This is a genomic window from Halovulum sp. GXIMD14794 (assembly GCF_054457455.1).
This window is the reverse complement of sequence record NZ_JBTLNF010000005.1, coordinates 354,989-373,749: the sequence shown is the minus strand read 5'-3', so window position 1 is coordinate 373,749 and position 18,761 is coordinate 354,989. Positions and strand designations below refer to the sequence as shown.

General features: G+C 67.1%; 18 protein-coding genes. 10 read left to right on the top strand and 8 right to left on the bottom strand.

What is annotated here, in order from left to right; genetic code table 11:
• The first annotated feature begins 3 nt into the window (after window positions 1-3).
• The 4 genes from ACW9UR_RS13570 to ACW9UR_RS13555 all read left to right on the top strand — a co-directional run bounded on the left by ACW9UR_RS13570 (window position 4) and on the right by ACW9UR_RS13555 (window position 4,845).
• Complete coding sequence (locus ACW9UR_RS13570) at window positions 4-783, top strand: DUF817 domain-containing protein (RefSeq protein WP_458917531.1); 780 nt, start codon at window positions 4-6, stop codon at window positions 781-783.
• A 31-nt stretch (window positions 784-814) separates the two neighbouring features.
• Window positions 815-3,601 carry a bifunctional [glutamine synthetase] adenylyltransferase/[glutamine synthetase]-adenylyl-L-tyrosine phosphorylase gene (locus ACW9UR_RS13565; protein ID WP_458917530.1) on the top strand — a complete coding sequence of 929 codons (2,787 nt, stop codon included), beginning with the start codon at window positions 815-817 and terminating at the stop codon, window positions 3,599-3,601.
• Between the two features lie 2 nt (window positions 3,602-3,603).
• A complete protein-coding gene (locus ACW9UR_RS13560) occupies window positions 3,604-4,512 on the top strand; it encodes a histone deacetylase family protein (protein ID WP_458917529.1) in 909 nt (302 codons plus the stop codon).
• Window positions 4,513-4,584: 72 nt separating this feature from the next.
• Window positions 4,585-4,845, top strand: coding sequence for a hypothetical protein (locus ACW9UR_RS13555; protein ID WP_458917528.1), 261 nt, complete (start codon window positions 4,585-4,587; stop codon window positions 4,843-4,845).
• An 84-nt stretch (window positions 4,846-4,929) separates the two neighbouring features.
• Here the strand turns inward: ACW9UR_RS13555 and ACW9UR_RS13550 are convergent, their stop codons facing one another.
• Window positions 4,930-6,306: a dipeptidase gene (locus tag ACW9UR_RS13550; protein ID WP_458917527.1), complete on the bottom strand. Its 1,377-nt coding sequence runs from the start codon at window positions 6,304-6,306 to the stop codon at window positions 4,930-4,932.
• A 136-nt stretch (window positions 6,307-6,442) separates the two neighbouring features.
• On the opposite strand from ACW9UR_RS13550, the gene ACW9UR_RS13545 reads away from it, so the two are divergent.
• Window positions 6,443-6,880 (top strand): universal stress protein, encoded by a 438-nt coding sequence (locus tag ACW9UR_RS13545; protein ID WP_458917526.1) that lies wholly within the window; start codon window positions 6,443-6,445, stop codon window positions 6,878-6,880.
• 66 nt (window positions 6,881-6,946) lie between these two features.
• On the opposite strand, the gene mnmA is transcribed toward ACW9UR_RS13545, so the two are convergent.
• Complete coding sequence (mnmA, locus tag ACW9UR_RS13540; RefSeq protein ID WP_458917525.1) at window positions 6,947-8,119, bottom strand: tRNA 2-thiouridine(34) synthase MnmA; 1,173 nt, start codon at window positions 8,117-8,119, stop codon at window positions 6,947-6,949.
• Between the two features lie 128 nt (window positions 8,120-8,247).
• On the opposite strand from mnmA, the gene sciP reads away from it, so the two are divergent.
• The 4 genes from sciP (at window position 8,248) to recG (ending at window position 13,732) form a co-directional block, all read left to right on the top strand.
• Window positions 8,248-8,526 carry a CtrA inhibitor SciP gene (gene sciP, locus ACW9UR_RS13535; RefSeq protein WP_458917524.1) on the top strand — a complete coding sequence of 93 codons (279 nt, stop codon included), beginning with the start codon at window positions 8,248-8,250 and terminating at the stop codon, window positions 8,524-8,526.
• 104 nt (window positions 8,527-8,630) lie between these two features.
• Window positions 8,631-9,350: a response regulator transcription factor CtrA gene (ctrA, locus tag ACW9UR_RS13530; RefSeq protein ID WP_458917523.1), complete on the top strand. Its 720-nt coding sequence runs from the start codon at window positions 8,631-8,633 to the stop codon at window positions 9,348-9,350.
• 151 nt (window positions 9,351-9,501) lie between these two features.
• Window positions 9,502-11,628: an NAD-dependent DNA ligase LigA gene (gene ligA, locus ACW9UR_RS13525; protein ID WP_458917522.1), complete on the top strand. Its 2,127-nt coding sequence runs from the start codon at window positions 9,502-9,504 to the stop codon at window positions 11,626-11,628.
• A gap of 10 nt (window positions 11,629-11,638) precedes the next feature.
• Window positions 11,639-13,732, top strand: coding sequence for an ATP-dependent DNA helicase RecG (gene recG / locus ACW9UR_RS13520; RefSeq protein ID WP_458917521.1), 2,094 nt, complete (start codon window positions 11,639-11,641; stop codon window positions 13,730-13,732).
• Between the two features lie 412 nt (window positions 13,733-14,144).
• Here the strand turns inward: recG and ACW9UR_RS13515 are convergent, their stop codons facing one another.
• Window positions 14,145-14,453: a hypothetical protein gene (locus ACW9UR_RS13515; protein ID WP_458917520.1), complete on the bottom strand. Its 309-nt coding sequence runs from the start codon at window positions 14,451-14,453 to the stop codon at window positions 14,145-14,147.
• A 1-nt stretch (window position 14,454) separates the two neighbouring features.
• Window positions 14,455-14,904, bottom strand: coding sequence for an iron-sulfur cluster assembly scaffold protein (locus ACW9UR_RS13510; RefSeq protein ID WP_458917519.1), 450 nt, complete (start codon window positions 14,902-14,904; stop codon window positions 14,455-14,457).
• A gap of 79 nt (window positions 14,905-14,983) precedes the next feature.
• On the opposite strand from ACW9UR_RS13510, the gene hisI reads away from it, so the two are divergent.
• Complete coding sequence (gene hisI, locus ACW9UR_RS13505; RefSeq protein ID WP_458917518.1) at window positions 14,984-15,349, top strand: phosphoribosyl-AMP cyclohydrolase; 366 nt, start codon at window positions 14,984-14,986, stop codon at window positions 15,347-15,349.
• Here the strand turns inward: hisI and gluQRS are convergent.
• From gluQRS to ACW9UR_RS13485, 4 genes are all read right to left on the bottom strand, one after another.
• Window positions 15,324-16,208 (bottom strand): tRNA glutamyl-Q(34) synthetase GluQRS, encoded by an 885-nt coding sequence (gene gluQRS / locus ACW9UR_RS13500; protein WP_458917517.1) that lies wholly within the window; start codon window positions 16,206-16,208, stop codon window positions 15,324-15,326. The two genes, hisI and gluQRS, sit on opposite strands and share 26 nt — an antisense overlap.
• A 3-nt stretch (window positions 16,209-16,211) precedes the next feature.
• Window positions 16,212-16,832: a class I SAM-dependent DNA methyltransferase gene (locus tag ACW9UR_RS13495; protein WP_458917516.1), complete on the bottom strand. Its 621-nt coding sequence runs from the start codon at window positions 16,830-16,832 to the stop codon at window positions 16,212-16,214.
• A gap of 42 nt (window positions 16,833-16,874) precedes the next feature.
• Entirely contained in the window at window positions 16,875-18,242 is a 1,368-nt protein-coding gene (gene trmFO, locus ACW9UR_RS13490) for a methylenetetrahydrofolate--tRNA-(uracil(54)-C(5))-methyltransferase (FADH(2)-oxidizing) TrmFO (protein ID WP_458917515.1), read from the bottom strand.
• A 79-nt stretch (window positions 18,243-18,321) separates the two neighbouring features.
• Complete coding sequence (locus ACW9UR_RS13485) at window positions 18,322-18,747, bottom strand: DoxX family protein (protein WP_458917514.1); 426 nt, start codon at window positions 18,745-18,747, stop codon at window positions 18,322-18,324.
• Window positions 18,748-18,761: the final 14 nt, after the last annotated feature.

Genomic DNA, 18,761 nt, shown 5'->3' with positions numbered 1-18,761 from the left:
CGGGTGCGCCATGCGGCGCACGAATTCTGGTGGTTCGGGCTGAAGCAGGCCTGGGCCTGCCTGTTCGGCGGGCTGATGCTGGCGCTCATTCTCGGCACGAAGTTTCTGTACCCAAGCGATGCCTGGTTGCCGCGCTACGACTTCCTGTTCCTCGCCGCGCTCGCCATCCAGGGCGGGCTGCTGGCGCTGCGGCTGGAAACCTGGGCCGAGGCGCGCGTCATCCTGCTGTTTCACGTCGTCGGCACGATCATGGAGCTGTTCAAGACCCATGTCGGCAGCTGGATCTACCCCGAAGAGGCGTTCTTCCGCATCGCAGGCGTGCCGCTCTTCTCGGGGTTCATGTATTCCTGCGTCGGCAGCTACCTCGCGCGGGTCTGGCGCATCTTCGACTTCCGCTTCACTCGATATCCTCCGATGGTCGCGACCACGGCCATCGCGGCGCTGTCCTACCTTAACTTCTTCACGCATCACTTTACGGTCGACCTGCGCGTGCCTCTGATCCTGGCGACGCTGGCGCTCTATTCCCGGACCTGGGTGCATTACACGCCCGATGCGATGCGCCTCAGGATGCCGCTGTGGCTGGGCTTCGGGCTGGTCGCCCTGTTCATCTGGTTCGCCGAGAACATCGGCACCTTCGGCGGGGCCTGGGTCTATCCGGATCAGTCGAACGGCTGGAAGATGGTCGGCTTCTCCAAGCTGGGCGCGTGGTACCTGCTGATGATCCTCAGCTTCGTCATGGTCAGCTGGGTGCAAACCCCCGAGGAGGAGCGCGCACGCTCTTGACCGCGCCCGGCGCTCGGGGAACGGTGCGGCCATGAGCTTCGCATCCTCCGTCACCCGCGCCCCCATTCCCTACGACCCCGAAAAGGGGGCCGAGGCCGCCGCCTACGTCGCCGGCACCGGCAAGGCCTTCGAGGCCCTCGTTGCCGGGGCCGCCGGCTGCGCTCCGCATCTGGCCCGGCTGGTCGAGGCCGAGGCCGACTGGCTTGTAGAGGCCGCGCACGGCACGCCCGAGGATGCGCTGGAACAGGCGCTGGCCGAGGCGCGCGGCGGCGAGTTGCACGACCTCGCCTCGCGCCTGCGCCGGGCCAAGCGGCGCGTAGGCCTGCTGACCGCGTTGGCCGATCTGGGTGGCGTCTGGGGTCTGGACGAAGTGACCGGCGCGCTCTCACGCCTCGCCGACGAGGGCCTTCAGACCTGCTCCGAGCTTCTGGTCGCCGAAGCACAGGAGGCTGGCCGCCTGCCGAAGGTCGAGGCCGACTGCGGCGGGCTGGTGATCCTGTCCATGGGCAAGCTTGGCGCGCAAGAGCTGAACTACAGTTCCGACATCGACCTGATCGCGCTCTTCGACGAAAGCAACTACCCGCCCGACGACTACGCGACCATTCGCAAGCACTTCATCCGCATCGTGCAGCGGATGATGAAACTGATGTCCGAAGAGACCGGCGAGGGTTATGTCTTCCGCACTGACCTGCGCCTGCGGCCAGACCCCTCGGTCACACCCGTCTGCATCGGCATGGGCGCGGCGGAATATTACTACGAAAGCCAGGGCCGGACGTGGGAGCGGGCGGCCTTCATCCGCGCCCGCGTCTCGGCAGGGGATCAGAAGGCCGGGCAGCGGTTCCTGACCGACCTCACCCCGTTCATCTGGCGGAGGCACCTGGATTTCGCCGCCATCGAGGACGCCCACGACATGCGGCGGCGCATCCGCGAGCACAAGGGCCTGACCGGCGCGTTCCAGCTTCCAGGGCATAACGTGAAACTGGGCCGGGGCGGCATCCGCGAGATCGAGTTCTTCGTCCAGACCAACCAGCTGATCTGCGGCGGTCGCGACCCGTCCTTGCGCAAGTCGCGCACCCGTCCCGCGATGGCGGCGCTTGCGAAGGCCGGCTGGGTTCCGCAGGACCTGGCCGATGAACTGGCGCAGGCCTATGTCGATCACCGCAAGCTCGAGCACCGGATCCAGATGATCGAGGATGCGCAGACGCACCTCTACCCGAACACTTCGGAGGCCCGCGACCGCATGGCCGCCTTCTGCGGCGCCACCGATCGCGACGCGTTCGAGGCAGAACTCACCGGACGCTTCCAGCGCGTGCACCAGTTGGCAGAGGATTTCTTTGCGCCGGACGAGCCCGACGGTGACGGCGGTGACGGCTGGGCGGCATTCCCGGACCCCGAGCGGACCCGCGAAGTGGTCGAGAGCTGGGGCGATCTGCCAGCGCTTCGCACCGAACGGGCGCAGCGCATCTTCGACCGGCTGAAACCGCAGGCGGCCGCGCGGTTGTCGGGCGCGTCACAGCCGGACAAGGCGCTCGAATCCTTTGACCGTTTCCTGCGCGGCCTGCCCGCCGGGGTGCAGGTCTTCTCGCTCTTCGACGCCAACCCGCAAATTCTCGACCTGCTGCTCGACGTCTGCGCCACCGCGCCCCGTTTGGCGGATTACCTCGGCCGTCACGCCAAGGTGCTGGACGCGGTGCTCAGCGGCAGGTTCTTCGACCCGCTCGAGCCGGTACCGGGCCTCGAGGCGGAGCTGACCGACCTGCTGGACCGCGCCGACGGCTACGAGGCGGTGCTGGACGCCGCCCGCGTCTGGGCGCGCGAACAGCGCTTCCGCGTCGGCGTGCAGTTGCTGCGCCGGATCGCGTCGCCCGACGAGGCCGGCGAGGCGTTCTCGGCTGTGGCCGAGGCGGTGCTTCGTGCGATCCTGCCGTATGTCATCGCCGAACACGCCCGCAAGCACGGTGCGCCGCCGGGTGGGGGCGTGGCGGTTCTGGCACTCGGCAAGCTCGGCTCGCGCGAGATGACGGCGGCCTCGGACCTCGACCTGATCATGGTCTACGACGCGACGCCGGACATGAACTCCGAGGGCAAGCGCCCGCTGGCCGCGCCGCAGTATTATGCGCGGCTGACGCAGGCGCTGGTCTCGGCGCTCAGCGCGCCAACCGCCGAGGGCGAGCTTTACGAGGTCGACATGCGCCTGCGCCCTTCGGGGCGGCAGGGGCCGGTCGCGACTTCGCTTTCCGGCTTCATCGCCTACCACGAGGAACGCGCATGGACCTGGGAACATCTGGCCCTGACGCGCGGCCGCGTCGTCGCCGGGTCCGAGGATCTGTGCAGCCGTCTGACGCAGGCCATGCACGACATCCTCGACCGGCCGCAGGACCGCGAGAAGGTGCTGGCCGACGTCCGCGAGATGCGCGCGCGCATCGCCGAAACCCGTCAGACCGACGACCCCTGGGCGATGAAGGAGCGCCCGGGCCGTCTGCGCGACATCGAGCTTGCCTTGCAGACCGGCAAGCTGCTGACGCCCGGGATCACCGCCTGCGCGCCCCGGCACATGATCGCGCCGCTCGCCGATGCCGGTTTCCTCACCGTGGACGAGGCCGAGCACCTGACCCATGCCGTCGCCCGGCTGATGGCGCTTCAGCACTACGCCCGGCTGGCGCTGTTCAAGGACTTCGACGTCGAAAGCGGCGGGCCTGGCCTCAATGCTTTGGTCGCCGAGGCCGGCGGCGCCGAGACCATCGACGAGTTGCGCGTGATGCTTGCCGAGGACGCCGAACGTTCGGAGCAGATCGTTACCCGGGTGCTGGAGGGCTGAGGGTGCTGCCCATTGTATGGCACCCGGACTACATCGCGCCTCTCAAGCCGGGGCACCGGTTCCCGATGTCGAAGTACGGCTACCTGAGGCGCGCTCTGGTCGCGCGGGGCTTGCTGCCGGAGGCCGGGGGTTACATTGCCCCGGCGCCCGCGTCCTTCGCGCATATCGCCGCCGTTCATGCGCCCGGTTATGTCGACCGGGTGCTGACCTCCACGACCACCCCCGACGAAGTCCGCCGCATAGGCCTGCCCGCGACCGAGGCCGTCGCCCGCCGTGCGCAGCTTTCGGCCGCCGGTACCACGCTTGCCGCGCGACTGGCGCTTGAGCATGGGCTGGCCTGCAATGCCGCGGGCGGCTCGCACCATGCCGGGCCCGAGGGCGGGGCGGGCTATTGCGTCTTCAACGACGTCGGTGTCGCCGCGCGGGCGCTTCTGGACGCGGGGCAGGTGGCGCGCGTTCTGGTGGTGGATCTCGACGTGCACCAGGGCGACGGAACCGCGCGGATTTTCGAGCACGAACCGGCTGTCTTTACCCTCTCGGTCCACGCAGCGCGGAACTATCCGGCGCGCAAGGCGCAATCCCGCCTCGACGTGGGGCTGGAGGACGGGGTCGGGGATGTCGCCTACCTCGACCGTCTGGGCACAGTTCTGGACGAGGTGCTGGCGCAGCAGCGGCCCGACATAGCCTTCTACAACGCCGGGGTGGATCCCCACGCAGAGGACCGCCTGGGCCGCCTGTCCCTGAGCGATGCGGGTCTGCGCGCGCGCGACCGGCTGGTGATCTCACGCCTTCGCGCGGACGGTGTGCCCGTCACCGGGGTGCTGGGTGGCGGTTACGACAACGATATCGAGGCGCTGGCCGCTCGGCACGCAATCCTCTTCGAAGAGGCCTCGGCGGCGCTGGCGGCGTGATCCATGTCGCTTTCCGCGCAGATCGCTGTACCGTCGCAGTATCTGCTGAGGCGGACAGGGCAGGGGAGCGCGATGAAGGGCGGCCTCGACATAGACCCGCGGGGCCTTCTGTTCGAGGCCTACCGGATCGAGGGCATCGGCGCCGCCGACTGCCGCACGATCTTCTTTGACTGGGCGTTGGGTCTGCCTGTCGAGGTGGATGCGGGAGAAGCCGTGCGGCAGGCTCACGAGCACTATGCGCCGCAGTTCCCGGGACACCCGATGACGGAGGTTCTCGCCGAAGGGCTGGCTACTCCGAAGAAGCGCCGGGGAAGACGACGTCGCGCGGAGTAGCCATGCTACCGGAGTGTCAGCCCCGGCTCGCGCCCAACTCAGGGGTGGGCGCGAGCCATTGGTCCAATAACCGGGCGGGGAACGTCACCGCTCGCTGATCGCCCCGATCACCCGCACCCACGACCGGATGCCCTTGTGGAAGCTGGTCAGCGAGTATTTCTCGTTCGGCGAGTGGATCCCGTCGTCGTCGAGCCCGAATCCAATCAGGATGCTGTCGACGTTCAGGATCTCGCGGAAGCGCCCGACGATGGGGATCGAGCCGCCGCTGCCTGCGAATACTGCCTCATTGGGCCACTCGTCGCTCAACACCTCGCGGGCGCGGGCGAACTCGGGGCGCTCGGTGGGCATCACGGTTGCGGGGGCGCCGTCGCGGGACCAGAACTCCAGTTCGTAATCCTCGGGCAGCCGCTCTTCCAGCCAGGCTTTGAACGCATCGCGGATCGCGATTGGATCCTGCGTGCCGACCAGTCGGAAACTGACCTTGGCGGTGGATTTCGCGGGCAGCACGGTCTTGAAGCCGGTCCCGGTATAGCCGCCCCACATGCCGTTAATCTCGGCCGTGGGCCGGGCCCAGATCTGCTCCAGCACCGAAAAGCCCTGCTCGCCGGCGGGCACCTTCAGCCCGACCTCTGCCAGGAAGGCCTCGCCGTCGAAGGTCAGCGCGCGCCAGCTTTCGGCGACATCCTCGGGCACCGGCTCGACGCCATCGTAGAAACCCGGCACCGTCACCCGGCCCTGGTCGTCGTGGAGCTGCGAGAGTACATCCGCCATCACTCGGTTCGGGTTCATCGCCGGGCCGCCGTACATGCCCGAATGCAGGTCCCGGCTTGGGCCTTTCAGCGAGAACTCGACCGCCAGCAGCCCGCGCAGCATGGTGCAGATCGACGGCGTGTCCTGGTCCAGCATGCCGGTGTCGCAGACGAAGGCGATATCCGCCGACAGCTCGTCCTTGTGGGCCTCGAGGAACGGGATCAGCGAGGGTGAGCCGGATTCCTCTTCGCCCTCGAACAGCAGCACGAGGTTGCCGGGCAGCGAACCTGTCGCGTCCTTCCAGGCGCGCATCGCCTCCACGAAGGTCATCAGTTGGCCCTTGTCGTCCGACGAGCCGCGGGCCCGGATCACCTTGCCTGCGGGCGTGTCCTCGATCGCCGGATCGAAGGGCTCGCGGTCCCAGAGATCCAGCGGGTCCACGGGCTGCACGTCGTAGTGGCCGTAGAACAGCATCTTCGGCCCCGGCCCCTCGTGGCGGGCGACGACCATCGGCTTGCCCGGCGTGTCCCGGCGCGAGGCGTCGAAGCCGAGCGCGCTCAACTCGGCCACCAGCCAGTCGGCGGCGGCAACGCAGTCGTCGTGATACTCGGGGTCGGTGGAAATGCTGGGGATGCGCAGCAGCTGGAACAGCCGGTCGAGCGAGGCGTCGATGCCGTCGTCGGCGGCTTTCAGGGCGGCGTCCAAAGTCATGCTATGCTCCTGTGGTCGGCCAATCGCGCGGACCATGCCTGCGCGCCCGCCCGAGGTCCAGTTGATTTGCGTCAAGGCGCCGTGAGGCTCGTCCGGGTCAGATCGACACAAGGAAACAGATGGCGGAGGGAACCCCATGTACAACCATATCCTGGTCCCTGTGGACCTGGCCCACGAAGACGTCGCGCAGCGGATCCTGGCGCTTGCCGGCCGCCTGCTGAGCCCGGGTGGCAAGATCACCGCGCTGCACGTGGTGCCGGACATTCCCGCCTTCGCCGAAGCCTACGTGCCGAAGGACGTCCGGCAGGTTCGCGACCGCGACCTGCACACCGCGCTCGAAGGGCTGATCTCCGGCGCCGGGCTGGAGAATACGCAACCTCTTCTGGAGCGGGGCGGGGCCTATGTCCGCATCCTCGAGGTGATCGACCGCGCCGCGCCCGACCTGGTGATCATCGGATCGCACCAGCCGGGGTTCTCGGACATCTTCCTCGGTTCCACGGCGGCCAAGGTCGTGCGCCACGCGCCGTGCTCAGTGCTGGTCGACCGGCATGCGGTCAAGGAAGCTGAAGGCTGATAGCCAAGCCATGAATGCAGACGGGCCGCCAAAAGGCGGCCCGTTTCTCGTTTCCGACCTTGGATATCAGTCCCGCGTGATCCAGCCGCCGCCCAGCACTCTGCTGCCCTCGGGGGCGTAGAACACGCAGGCCTGCCCGGGGGCGACGCCTTCCTCGGGCGCCAGCAACTCGACCTCGGCCGAAGTCGGGCCGGTCGGGCGAACCCGCGCCGGTTTCGGCGGACGGGTCGAGCGGACTTTCACGCCGACTTCCCAGCCGCCTTCGGGGGCGTCTTGGAAATCACCGTCGCCCAGCCAGTTGACTTCCTTCACCGGCACTCGTGCGGTCGCCAGCGCCTCGCGCGGGCCGACGACGACGCGGTGGGCATCGGCATCCAGCTTCACGACATAAAGCGGCTCGCCGCCGCCGATGCCGAGGCCCCGGCGCTGACCGATCGTGTAGTGGATCACGCCTTCATGCGTGCCCAGCACACGGCCGTCCATATGGACGATCTCGCCAGGCTCCACCGCGCCGGGGCGCAGCTTCTCGATGACCGCGGCGTAGGAGCCGTTCGGCACGAAGCAGATGTCCTGGCTGTCCGGCTTGTCGGCGACCTCCAGCCCGAACTCGCGCGCCAGCGCCCGAGTTTCGGCCTTGGACTTCAGGTGCCCCAGCGGGAACCGCAGGTAATCCAGCTGCTCCTGCTTGGTCGAGAACAGGAAGTAGCTCTGGTCCCGGTCGGGGTCGGCGGCGCGGTGCAGCTCGGCCTTTTCGGGGCCCTGAAAGCGCTGGATGTAGTGGCCGGTCGCCATGCAGTCGGCCTCGAGATCCTTGGCGGTCTCGAGCAGGTCGCGGAACTTCACCCGCTCGTTGCAGCGAATGCAGGGCACCGGCGTCGCGCCGGCAAGATAGGCGTCGGCGAACTCGTCGATGACGCTTTCGCGGAACCGGTTCTCGTAGTCCAGAACGTAATGCGGAAAGCCCATCTCGTCGGCGACCCGGCGGGCGTCGTGGATGTCGCGCCCGGCGCAGCACGCGCCTTTTTTTGCCAGCGCCGCGCCGTGATCGTAAAGCTGCAGCGTGATGCCGACGACGTCATAGCCCTCGCGCTTCAGCATCGCGGCGACGACCGAGCTGTCGACGCCGCCCGACATGGCGACCAGCACGCGCGTGTCCTCGGGACGCTTCGGCAGGCCGAGCGAGTTCAGGGGCGTGGAACGGGGCGCGCTATCGGCGTGCCGCAGCGTGGTCTGGGTCATGGCGGATCTCCGGAATTCCGCGGGAATATAGTAAAACCTTCGACATATTCAAAGGCCGGGTTCAGAGCCGATTAAGGCTCGCTGACTATCCCGGACCCGTGGGTGAACGCAAATCACGGGTGAGGGAGATGTATATCAGAAGAGACAAGGGGCCGGTCTATGTGACGCTGGCCGATGGCAGCCGGCTGACACGCTCGGATCTGCCGGACCGTGGCACGCGACGCTGGGTGGCGCGGCGCAAGGCGGTCGTGGTGCAGGCAGTAAACGGCGGCCTGCTGACCGAGGAAGAGGCTTGCCAGATGTACGGGCTGTCGACCGAGGAACTGCACAGCTGGCGAATCGCGATGGAAACGCATGGCGCGCGTGCGCTTCGGGCGACGGCGTTGCAGAAATATCGACAAGTTTAACGAGTATTTGACTCGCCCTATGCGTGTAGTAATCTCCGGTTAACCATTGGTACCTAATCGTTCTTGGAAAGATTAACGGCTATTGCAGGTCCGGAGGCACCCTCATGCGCATACTTCTGGTGGAAGACGACCCTACTACCTCGCGCAGCGTCGAGCTGATGCTGAACAACGCGAATCTCAACGTCTATGCCACGGACCTGGGCGAAGAGGGCATCGACCTCGCCCGGCTCTACGACTACGACCTGATCCTTCTGGATCTGAACCTGCCCGACATGACCGGGCACGAGGTATTGCGCCAGCTGCGCATGTCTAAGATCGAAACGCCGATCCTGATCCTGTCGGGGATGGATGACACCGACAGCAAGATTAAGGGTTTCGGGTTCGGGGCCGATGACTACATGACCAAACCCTTCCACCGGGAGGAGCTGATCGCCCGGATCCACGCCATCGTGCGTCGCTCCAAGGGCCATGCGCAGTCGATCATCACCACCGGACCTGTCGAGGTGAACCTCGACACCAAGACGGTGGAGGTTTCGGGCCAGCCCGTGCACCTGACCGGTAAGGAATACCAGATGCTGGAGCTGCTGAGCTTGCGCAAGGGCACCACGCTGACGAAGGAAATGTTCCTGAACCATCTCTACGGCGGTATGGACGAGCCAGAGCTAAAAATCATCGACGTCTTCATCTGCAAGCTGCGCAAGAAGATCTCGGAAGCGACGGGCGGCGACAATTTCATCGAGACGGTCTGGGGCCGTGGCTACGTGCTGCGCGACCCGGCCCCGAGTGCCGGAGCGGGGTCGCACCGCTTGGCGATGGGTGCCTGAACGGCACCCGGCGGGCGGTCCTTGGGCCGCTCGCGCCTACGGGACGCCAGGACGGCGGACCGGCCCCTGACACGGATCGCGCTCCGGCGCTGGCATTGCCGGGCAGGGGGCGCTAAATCTGCCTCGCCGGAAGACGCGGGGAGAAGGTGGCATGGCCAGCGACGCAAGCCGAAAGGCCGTGGAAGAACTGACCGAGGACGAGGCCCGGGGCGAGCTAGAACGGCTCGCCGCGGCTATTGCCGAAGCCGACATCGCCTACCACCAGCAGGACGCGCCCGATATTTCGGACGCGGACTATGACGCGCTTAAGCGCCGCAACGCCGCCATCGAGGCTCGGTTCCCCGACCTGAAGCGTGCCGACAGCCCCTCGGAGCGGGTCGGCGCGGCCCCCGCGCAGGGCTTCGGCAAGGTTGTTCACGCGGTCCGGATGCTTTCGCTCGGCAACGCCTTCTCTGATGAGGACGTACAAGAGTTCGACGGCCGCATCCGCCGCTATCTGAACCTCGATGTCGAAGCGCCGCTGACCTTTACCGCCGAGCCGAAGATCGACGGCCTTTCGCTGTCGCTGCGTTACGAGGGCGGCAAATTGGTGCAGGCCGCGACCCGAGGCGATGGCACCGAGGGTGAGAATGTCACCGCCAACGCGCTGACGATAGACGACATCCCTGAAACCCTGACCGGTACGCCCGAGGTGCTCGAGGTCCGCGGAGAGGTCTACATGGCCCATGAGGATTTCGAGGCGCTCAACGCCCGACAGGAAGCGAAGGGCGCGAAGACCTTCGCCAACCCACGCAACGCTGCCGCCGGATCGCTGCGCCAGCTCGATGCGAGGATCACCGCCGAACGCCCGCTGCGCTTCTTCGCCTATGCCTGGGGCGAGATCTCCGAGCCGCTGGCGGCCACCCAGTCGGGTGCGCTGAAACGCCTCGAAACCCTGGGGTTCACGATCAACCCGCTGACAAAGACGGTCGCGCATCCCGATGAAATGCTTGAGCATTATCACCACATCGAGGAGAACCGCGCGACGCTGGGCTATGACATTGACGGCGTCGTCTACAAGGTGGACGACCTCGACCTGCAGCGCCGCCTCGGTTTCCGATCGACCACGCCCCGCTGGGCCATCGCGCACAAGTTCCCGGCCGAGATTGCCATCACGCAGTTGGAAAAGATCGAGATCCAGGTGGGCCGCACCGGTGCCCTGTCCCCGGTCGCCCGGCTGACCCCGGTCACTGTGGGCGGCGTCGTCGTCTCGAACGCCACGCTGCACAACGCCGACTACATCGCCGGGCGCGACAGCCAGGGCAACCCGATCCGCGAGGGTCGCGACCTGCGCGAGGGCGACTGGGTCACCATCTACCGCGCTGGTGACGTAATCCCCAAGGTAAAGGACGTGGACCTCTCGCGCCGCCCCAAGGATGCACAACCCTATGAATTCCCGACGAAATGCCCCCGCTGCGGCTCGGACGTCATCCGCGAGGAGGGTGAGGCAGTTGCCTACTGTACAGGAAACCTGATCTGCCCCGCGCAAGCCGTTGAAAAACTGAAGCATTTCGTTTCTCGCTCGGCCTTCGACATCGAGGGTCTGGGCGCAAAACAGGTCGAGGCGTTCTTCGACGAAGGCTGGATCGCCGAGCCCGCCGACATCTTCACCCTGTCCCGGACCCACGGGCCGGACAGCGACGCGCCGCTGGAAAAGCGCGAGGGTTGGGGCCCGAAATCCGCAACCAACCTCTTCGCCGCAATCGACGAGCGCCGCCGCATCCCGCTCGCCCGGCTGATCTTCGGCCTCGGTATCCGCCACGTGGGCGAAACATCGGCCGCGCTGCTGGCGCGAAGCTACGGCAGCTGGACCGCCTTCCGCGACGCCATGCAGGCGGCCCGCGATCACGAGGGTCCGGAATGGGAGGCGCTGAACGCCATCGACGGTGTCGGCCAAGTGATGGCGGGCGCGGTCGTGGATTTCTTCCACGAGGAAAGTGCCCGCGCCGCCGTCGACCGCCTGCTGGAACACCTCGACGTGCAGGACGCCGAGGCGCCCAAGACCGAGGGCTCGCCCGTTGTCGGCAAGACCGTCGTCTTCACCGGCACACTGGAAACCATGACCCGCGCCGAGGCCAAGGCCACGGCGGAATCGCTCGGCGCCAAGGTCTCGGGCTCGGTCTCGGCCAAGACCGATATCGTGGTAGCGGGGCCGGGCGCCGGCTCGAAGCTCAAGAAGGCCGAAGAGCTTGGCGTCGAGGTCATGACCGAAGAGGAATGGCGCGCCCTGATCGGGTGAGCCGGCAGCCATGGCCCACCAGCGCCCCGAGGTCCTGTTCCCGCTATTCTCGGCCCTGACCGATCTGCCCGGCATTGGCCCCAAGACGGCGGGGTTGCTGGGAAAGATCGAGATAACAAAGCCAAGGGACATGGTGTTCACGCTGCCAGCGAGCGGCGTGGACCGCCGGCGGCGCGAGACAGTCCTCGGCGCACCGCTGCCCGGCGTGGTCACCGTCGAAGTAACGGTGGGCGCACACGTCCCTCCGCGCAGCCGGAACCGACCGTACCGGGTATTCGTCGAGGACGCCAAGACCGAGTTTGAACTGGTCTTCTTCCACGCCCATGCCGAGTGGTTGCAAAAGACCCTGCCAAGTGGCCAGCGCCGCCTGGTTTCGGGTAAAGCCGAGCTCTTTGATGGCCGCGCGCAGATGGCGCATCCCGACTACATCCTCCGCCCGGACGAGGCAGACGACTTGCCACTGTTCGAGCCAGTCTATCCGCTGACCCAGGGGGTCACGCAGAAGGCCATGCACAAGGCCGCTGCCGGGGGCGTGGCGCTGGCGCCGGAGCTGCCCGACTGGATTGATCCGCACCTGAAGACCCAGCGCGGCTGGCCCGATTGGCATGCTGCCATCGCCGCCGCCCATGCGCCGGACACCGGCGCCGACCTTGCGCCCGAAGCACCTGCACGGCAGCGCCTCGCCTATGACGAGCTGTTCGTGCACCAGCTGACCCTTGCCCTGGCCCGTGCCAAGGCGCGCAAGCGCACCGGGCGCAGCACGAAGGGCACCGGAAAGCTGGCCGACAAGGTGCTGGCATCGCTGCCGTTTTCGCCGACGGCAGCACAGCGCCGCGCGGTGTCCGAGATCCTCGGAGACATGGCTTCGAGCTTTCGCATGAACCGACTGCTGCAGGGCGACGTGGGCTCGGGCAAGACGCTGGTCGCGCTGCTCTCGATGCTGGCGGCGGTTGAGGCGGGCGGGCAGGCGGCGCTGATGGCCCCGACCGAGATCCTCGCCCGGCAGCATATGGAAGGGCTGGCGCCGCTGGCCGCAGCGGCGGGCGTCCGGCTGGAGCTGCTGACCGGCCGCGACAAGGGGGCCGAGCGCACCGCCAAGTTGACGGATCTGGCCGAAGGGCGGATCGACCTGCTGGTCGGCACGCATGCGCTGTTCCAGTCCGATGTCGCCTTCCGCGACCTGCGGCTGGCCATCGTCGACGAGCAGCACCGCTTCGGCGTGCGCCAACGCATGGACCTGAGCGAGAAGGGGCAGGCGGCGGATATCCTGGTGATGACCGCGACCCCGATCCCGCGCAGCCTGGCGCTCTCGCAATATGGCGACATGGACTTGTCGGTGCTGGGCGAGAAGCCGCCCGGACGGCAGCCGATCGACACCGCGCTGGTGTCTGCCGACCGGCTGGACCAGGTCGTCACCCGCCTGCGCGCCGCCGTGGCCGAGGGGCGGCGGGCCTATTGGGTCTGCCCGCTGGTCGCCGAATCCGAGGTGGTCGAGGCCACCGCGGCCGAGGCACGGTTCGACCACCTGCGCACCGCGCTGGGAGAAGGCGCCGTCGGGCTGGTCCACGGCCAGATGCCGCCCGCGCAGAAAGACGCCGCGATGTCGGATTTCGTCGCCGGGCGCACGCAGGTGCTGGTCGCGACCACGGTGATCGAGGTCGGCGTCAACGTTCCCGAGGCGACGATCATGGTGATCGAGGGCGCCGAGGGCTTCGGCCTGGCGCAACTGCACCAGTTGCGCGGCCGGGTCGGGCGCGGCAGCGGCAAGTCCACCTGCTTGCTGATGTACTCCGGTCCGCTCAGCGAAAGCGCCAAGGCGCGGCTGGCGATCATGCGCGAGACCGAGGACGGCTTCCGCATCGCCGAGGAAGACCTGCGCCTGCGCGGCGCGGGCGACCTGCTGGGCGTTGCGCAATCCGGCCTGCCACGCTTCCGCATCGCCGACCTCGAACGGCAGGGAGAGCTGATGGCCACCGCCCAGACCGACGCTCGCCGGATACTGGCGGACGATCCGGACCTGACCTCGGAGCGGGGTCAGGCTGTGCGCACGGCGCTTTACCTCTATGAGGCAGACCGCGCGATTCGAATGCTCTCGGTCGGCTGAGAGGGTCGGCAAGCCGTTGATATCACGGCATATCTCGTTTTGTTCTCAAATGTTCCCTAAAAGTTCTTGACGGTAAGCCGGAAAATAGAGAACATTCCGTTAACACGCAGCCGAGAGGACAAGCCGATGCGCCGACCGACCGACAACGAGTTTTCCGCGAACAAGGCCCTTCTTGGGGATGCGATCGGCCTTGCCGCGATCTGTTTCATGGTTCTCGTCGGGCTGGCGTTGCCCGGCCTGTCCTGAGGCTGCGTGTTCCAGTTGCCTGCGGATCGTCCCAGCCTGTCACCCCGTCCTGCCTGAAGGGGTCCGGCCATCGCCTCCCATGCTGCCCATGGAACCGATGCCAGTGATGAGACGCCACTTGCCGCCGCGATAGTCTCGCGGCGGCTTTTTCTTTTTTGTCACATGGTTAGAGCTTGATCGTGCGGTCGTTCCAGCAGCGCAGCAGCGCATCGAGGTCCTCGGCCACAAGCCGGTGTTCCGCCTCGATGCCGTACCAGGCGAAGACGCCCGGAATGCCCCGCCGGAAACAGAACTCGATCCCGTCCACGCCGGCGTGACCGACGACGAGGTCTCCACGCTCAGCCACCACATAGGCGCGGTCCGCGGGCAGGATCAGGTGCAAATGATTGAATGTGTCGTAGACACCGTCGGCGTAGCACTCGAAATAGCAGTCGCTCGCCGGGGACCACGGCGCCGCTTCGGCGCGGGTCACCATGTCAGGCGGCGACTTCCAGCGCCTTGTCGAATGCGTCCAGCGTCGCCTCGAGCGTCAGCATGATCGAGGCATGGCGGTTCTTGTAGTCCCGTGCCGGCTCCAGCACCTCGTAACCGTCGAAAGGCGCATCGGGCACCGGGCCGCCGGATTTCAGCATCGCCTTCAGCTGGTCGCGGGCCTTTTCCACCTCGTCCCGGCTCCGCCCGACGATGACCTTGCCCGATACCGCCGAAGATGCCTGTCCAAGTGCGCAGGCTTTCACGTCCTGCGCATAGTCGGCGATGCGCCCGTCCTTCAGCGTCAGGTCCACCGTCACCGTCGAGCCGCACAGCGGAGAGCGGCGCGTCGCCGTCGCTTGCGGGGCGTCCAGCCGCGTGGTGTGCGGAATCTCTGCCGACAGCGCCAGGATGCGCTGCGAGTAGAGCTTGATCAAATCCGCGTCGCCGCTCATGGCGCTCTCCGCTTTCAAAATTCGTCCGTCCCCCATATCTAGGCGCAAACAGCCGCCCGGGAAAGTGGAGCCGATGACAATGACGCGATTTGACCCTGACAGCCTGCGCTGGACCGATGCCGGCCTGATCCCCGCCATCGCTCAGGACCACCAGTCGGGCGAGGTGCTGATGATGGCCTGGATGAACCGCGAGAGCCTGGCCGAGACGATCAAGACCGGGGACGTGACCTACTGGTCGCGGTCGCGCGGCGCGTTCTGGCGCAAGGGCGCGACATCGGGGCATGTGCAGAAACTGGTGCGGCTGAGCGTGGATTGCGACCGCGATACGCTGCTGATGCAGGTCGACCAGACCGGGGCGGCCTGCCACACGGGGCGGCGCAGCTGTTTCTATACCGATGTCGAGAACGGAACCGAGCGGATCACCTCGGACCCGCTGCCGGAGTAGGGGCTAGCCCCACCATCTCGCGAATATCCGAGGGGGTTGCCCCCTCGGCCCGGTATTTCGCAATGGCCCGCGCGTCGTCGCGCTTGGCCAGCCGCTTTCCCGCCTCGTCCCGGATCAGCCGGTGGTGGTGATAGACCGGTACCCGCAGACCCAGCAGGCGTTGCAGCAGCACGTGGATCGCGGTCGCCTCGAAAAGATCGCGCCCCCGCGTCACATGCGTCACCTGCTGGTGCGCATCGTCCAGCACCACCGCCAGGTGATAGGACGTGCCCCAGCCGCGCCGTGCCAGCACAACGTCGCCGATCTCGCGGACCATGCGCTCGGGCGAAAGGTCGATCTCGCCACTCTCGCCATTCGGCCCATGGCCTTTTTCAAGAAACCGCGTTGCTCCGACGCGCTCGGCCGCGCGGGCCATGTCCAGCCGCAGCGCCGCGTCTTCGGGTGGTGGCCCGCCGTCGTAGCGATGCGCCCGGCAGGTGCCGGGATAGATCAGCCCGTCCGGCCCGTGTAGCGGGGCGCCCTCCTGTGGGGCCGAGAGCGCAGCCTCGACCTCCCGCCGTGTGCAGGTGCAGGCGAACAGCATGCCGTCGGCCCAGAGCTGCTCGATCACCATGCGATAGCTGCGCATCCGCTCGGATTGCCGCATCACCGGCTCGGGCCACGTCAGCCCCAGCCATTTCAGGTCGTCGTAGATCTGCGCCTCCCACTCGGCGCGCGCGCGGCTCCGGTCGATATCCTCGATCCTGAGCAGGAACTGCCCGCCCGCCGCCTGCGCACGCTCATAGGCCGTCAGTGCCGAGAACGCATGTCCCAGGTGCAGCGGACCGGTGGGCGAGGGCGCAAACCGCTCGGTGTGCAAGCGTCAGGCCTTCCTCAGCACGAACACGGTCGATTCCATGCCGATGCCCGGCAAATGCTCGCCGTGCTCGCGGAAGAGAAGCTGCGCCGCGCCGCAGTCGAGCTGGTTGTTGATGCGCCCGGGATAGTCCGTCGACGCAAGCCCGTGGTCGTTGAGCGAGAACACGAAAAGCCCGCCCGAGGGCAGCTTGGCCATCACCTCGTCGATGGTCGAGGCAGGCGCATGGCCGGGCGTCAGCACGCCGATCGCTGCGATCATCGGATAGGTGCCGTCCTCGAAGGGAAGCGGGTCGGAAAGATCGATCTGCGTCAGGTCCCGGTAGACGCCCTTGGCGCGGGCCTGCGTGAGCATCTCGGCCGAGAAATCGGTGCCGTCGATGGTGGTGAAACCGGCGTCGTGAAACTGCTTGCCAGCCAGCCCGGTACCGCAGCCGATGTCCAGCAGCGGCGCGGTCTTGTCCTTGGCATGCTCGGCCAGCGCGGCGGCGGCGCGGGCCGGGGTGACATAGCCTTGTCCGGCGACTTCGTCGTCATAGCTGCCGGACCATTCGTCGTAAAAGCCGCGCGTCTGCTCTCCGGACTCGAGGTCGTAGACCCGGTCCAGATATGTCTTGTCAGAATCCATGAATACCTCCGGCCCTCATTCTAAGGGCCGTGGTTCGAGTGTCTAGGCGAGGGCCGGGGTCGCGTCGAGCCAGCCTCGCAGATCCGCTTTCGCCCGGTCGGTATAGGCCTTGTAACGTACCTGCCGGCCCTTGCGCCCGCCGCGCACGTCGTCCACCGGCGGGAACAGCCCGAAGTTCACGTTCATTGGCTGGAAGGTCTTGGCATCCGCCCCGCCCGAGATATGCGTCAGCAGCGCACCCATCGCGGTCGTCGCGGGGGGCGGCGTCAGCGGCCGCTCCAGCCGTTCTGCTGCGGCCAGTCGCCCGGCAACCAGCCCCATCGCGGCGCTTTCGACATAGCCCTCGACCCCGGTGATCTGCCCGGCGAAGCGAAGCCGCGGCTGCGATTTCAGCCGCATCTGGCCGTCGAGCAGCCGCGGAGAGTTCAGGAACGTGTTCCGGTGGATCCCGCCAAGTCGCGCGAACCGCGCCTCTTCGAGCCCCGGAATCATCCGCAAAACATCGGCTTGCGCGCCGTACTTCATCTTCGTCTGGAAGCCGACGATGTTATAGAGCGTGCCCAGCGCATTGTCCCGGCGCAACTGCACCACCGCGTGCGCCTTGACGTCCGGCTGGTGCGGGTTGGTCAGCCCGCGCGGCTTCATCGGTCCGTGGCGCAGCGTCTCGCGGCCACGCGCGGCCATGACCTCGATCGGCAGGCAGCCGTCAAAATATCTGGCGTCGGCCTCCCAATCCTTGAACTCGGTCTGGTCCGACTCGAGGATCGCGTCGATGAATGCCTCGTATTGGTCCTTGTCCATCGGGCAGTTCAGATAGGCGGTGCGCTCTTCCTCGGTCTCGCCCTTGTCATAGCGCGACTGGAACCAGGCCTTGTCCAGGTCGATGCTGTCGAAATGCACGATCGGTGCGATGGCGTCGAAGAAGGCCAGCGAATCCTCGCCCGTTTCGGCGCGGATCGACTGCGCCAGCGCGTCCGAGGTCAGCGGGCCGGTCGCGATGATGACGCTGTCCCAGTCCTCCGGGGGCAGGCCCGGCACTTCGCGCCGGTCGATGGTCACCAGCGGATGCGCCTCAAGCGCGGCAGTCACGCCCTGGCTGAACCCGTGCCGGTCCACCGCAAGCGCGCCGCCCGCGGGCAGTTGGTGCTTGTCGCCCATCTGCATGATCAGACCATTCGCCGCGCGCATCTCCCAATGCAGAAGGCCGACGGCGTTCTGCTCGTCATCGTCCGAGCGGAACGAGTTCGAGCACACCATCTCGGCCAGTTCGCCGGTCTGGTGCGCGAAGGTGCCGCGCTCGGGGCGCATTTCGTGCAGGATGACGGGAACGCCGGCCTGGGCGGCCTGCCAGGCGGCCTCGGACCCGGCCATGCCGCCGCCGATGATGTGAATGGGGGCTGGTGTGCTCATGCGCGGGATTTAAGGACAGTGCGCGCAAAAGGAAAGGGGGCCGCGCGGGCCCCCTTGGGAAACGTCGAAGCCGGAAAGCTCAGGCCGGGACGGCGACGCCCGCCTTGCTGCGGTTGTCCACCGACAGCGGGCCGGCGCCGAAGGCCACCAGCGCCAGGAAGCCGCCAGCGATGCTCAGGTTCTTGTTGAACATGATCATCTGCATCATCTGCGCCATGCCCTCGGCGCTTTGCGCGGGGACATAGTGGAACAGCACGCCCGCCACGACCGAGAAGCCGGCCAGCAGGAAGGCGGTGATGCGGGTCTGGAAGCCCACCAGGATGAAGATGCCGCCCACCAGTTCCAGGGCGATGGTCGGCCAGACGAGGATGCCGGGCAGGCCGCCCGACTCGATGTACGCGGCGGTGCCCGCCGGATCGCCCAGCTTGCCCCAGCCGGAAACGATGAACATGAAGGCCAGCAGGATCCGTGCCAGGGGCGCGGCGAATTTGAGTGCTTCGGTCATTGGTCTATCCCGTT

Coding starts and splice junctions, on each gene's coding strand:
- ACW9UR_RS13565 (WP_458917530.1), top strand. CDS start 815: ATGAGCTTCGCATCCTCCGTCACCCGCGCCCCCATTCCCTACGACCCC.
- ACW9UR_RS13555 (WP_458917528.1), top strand. CDS start 4,585: ATGAAGGGCGGCCTCGACATAGACCCGCGGGGCCTTCTGTTCGAGGCC.
- ACW9UR_RS13550 (WP_458917527.1), bottom strand. CDS start 6,306: ATGACTTTGGACGCCGCCCTGAAAGCCGCCGACGACGGCATCGACGCC.
- ACW9UR_RS13545 (WP_458917526.1), top strand. CDS start 6,443: ATGTACAACCATATCCTGGTCCCTGTGGACCTGGCCCACGAAGACGTC.
- mnmA (WP_458917525.1), bottom strand. CDS start 8,119: ATGACCCAGACCACGCTGCGGCACGCCGATAGCGCGCCCCGTTCCACG.
- sciP (WP_458917524.1), top strand. CDS start 8,248: ATGTATATCAGAAGAGACAAGGGGCCGGTCTATGTGACGCTGGCCGAT.
- ctrA (WP_458917523.1), top strand. CDS start 8,631: ATGCGCATACTTCTGGTGGAAGACGACCCTACTACCTCGCGCAGCGTC.
- ligA (WP_458917522.1), top strand. CDS start 9,502: ATGGCCAGCGACGCAAGCCGAAAGGCCGTGGAAGAACTGACCGAGGAC.
- recG (WP_458917521.1), top strand. CDS start 11,639: ATGGCCCACCAGCGCCCCGAGGTCCTGTTCCCGCTATTCTCGGCCCTG.
- ACW9UR_RS13515 (WP_458917520.1), bottom strand. CDS start 14,453: ATGGTGACCCGCGCCGAAGCGGCGCCGTGGTCCCCGGCGAGCGACTGC.
- ACW9UR_RS13510 (WP_458917519.1), bottom strand. CDS start 14,904: ATGAGCGGCGACGCGGATTTGATCAAGCTCTACTCGCAGCGCATCCTG.
- hisI (WP_458917518.1), top strand. CDS start 14,984: ATGACGCGATTTGACCCTGACAGCCTGCGCTGGACCGATGCCGGCCTG.
- ACW9UR_RS13495 (WP_458917516.1), bottom strand. CDS start 16,832: ATGGATTCTGACAAGACATATCTGGACCGGGTCTACGACCTCGAGTCC.
- trmFO (WP_458917515.1), bottom strand. CDS start 18,242: ATGAGCACACCAGCCCCCATTCACATCATCGGCGGCGGCATGGCCGGG.
- ACW9UR_RS13485 (WP_458917514.1), bottom strand. CDS start 18,747: ATGACCGAAGCACTCAAATTCGCCGCGCCCCTGGCACGGATCCTGCTG.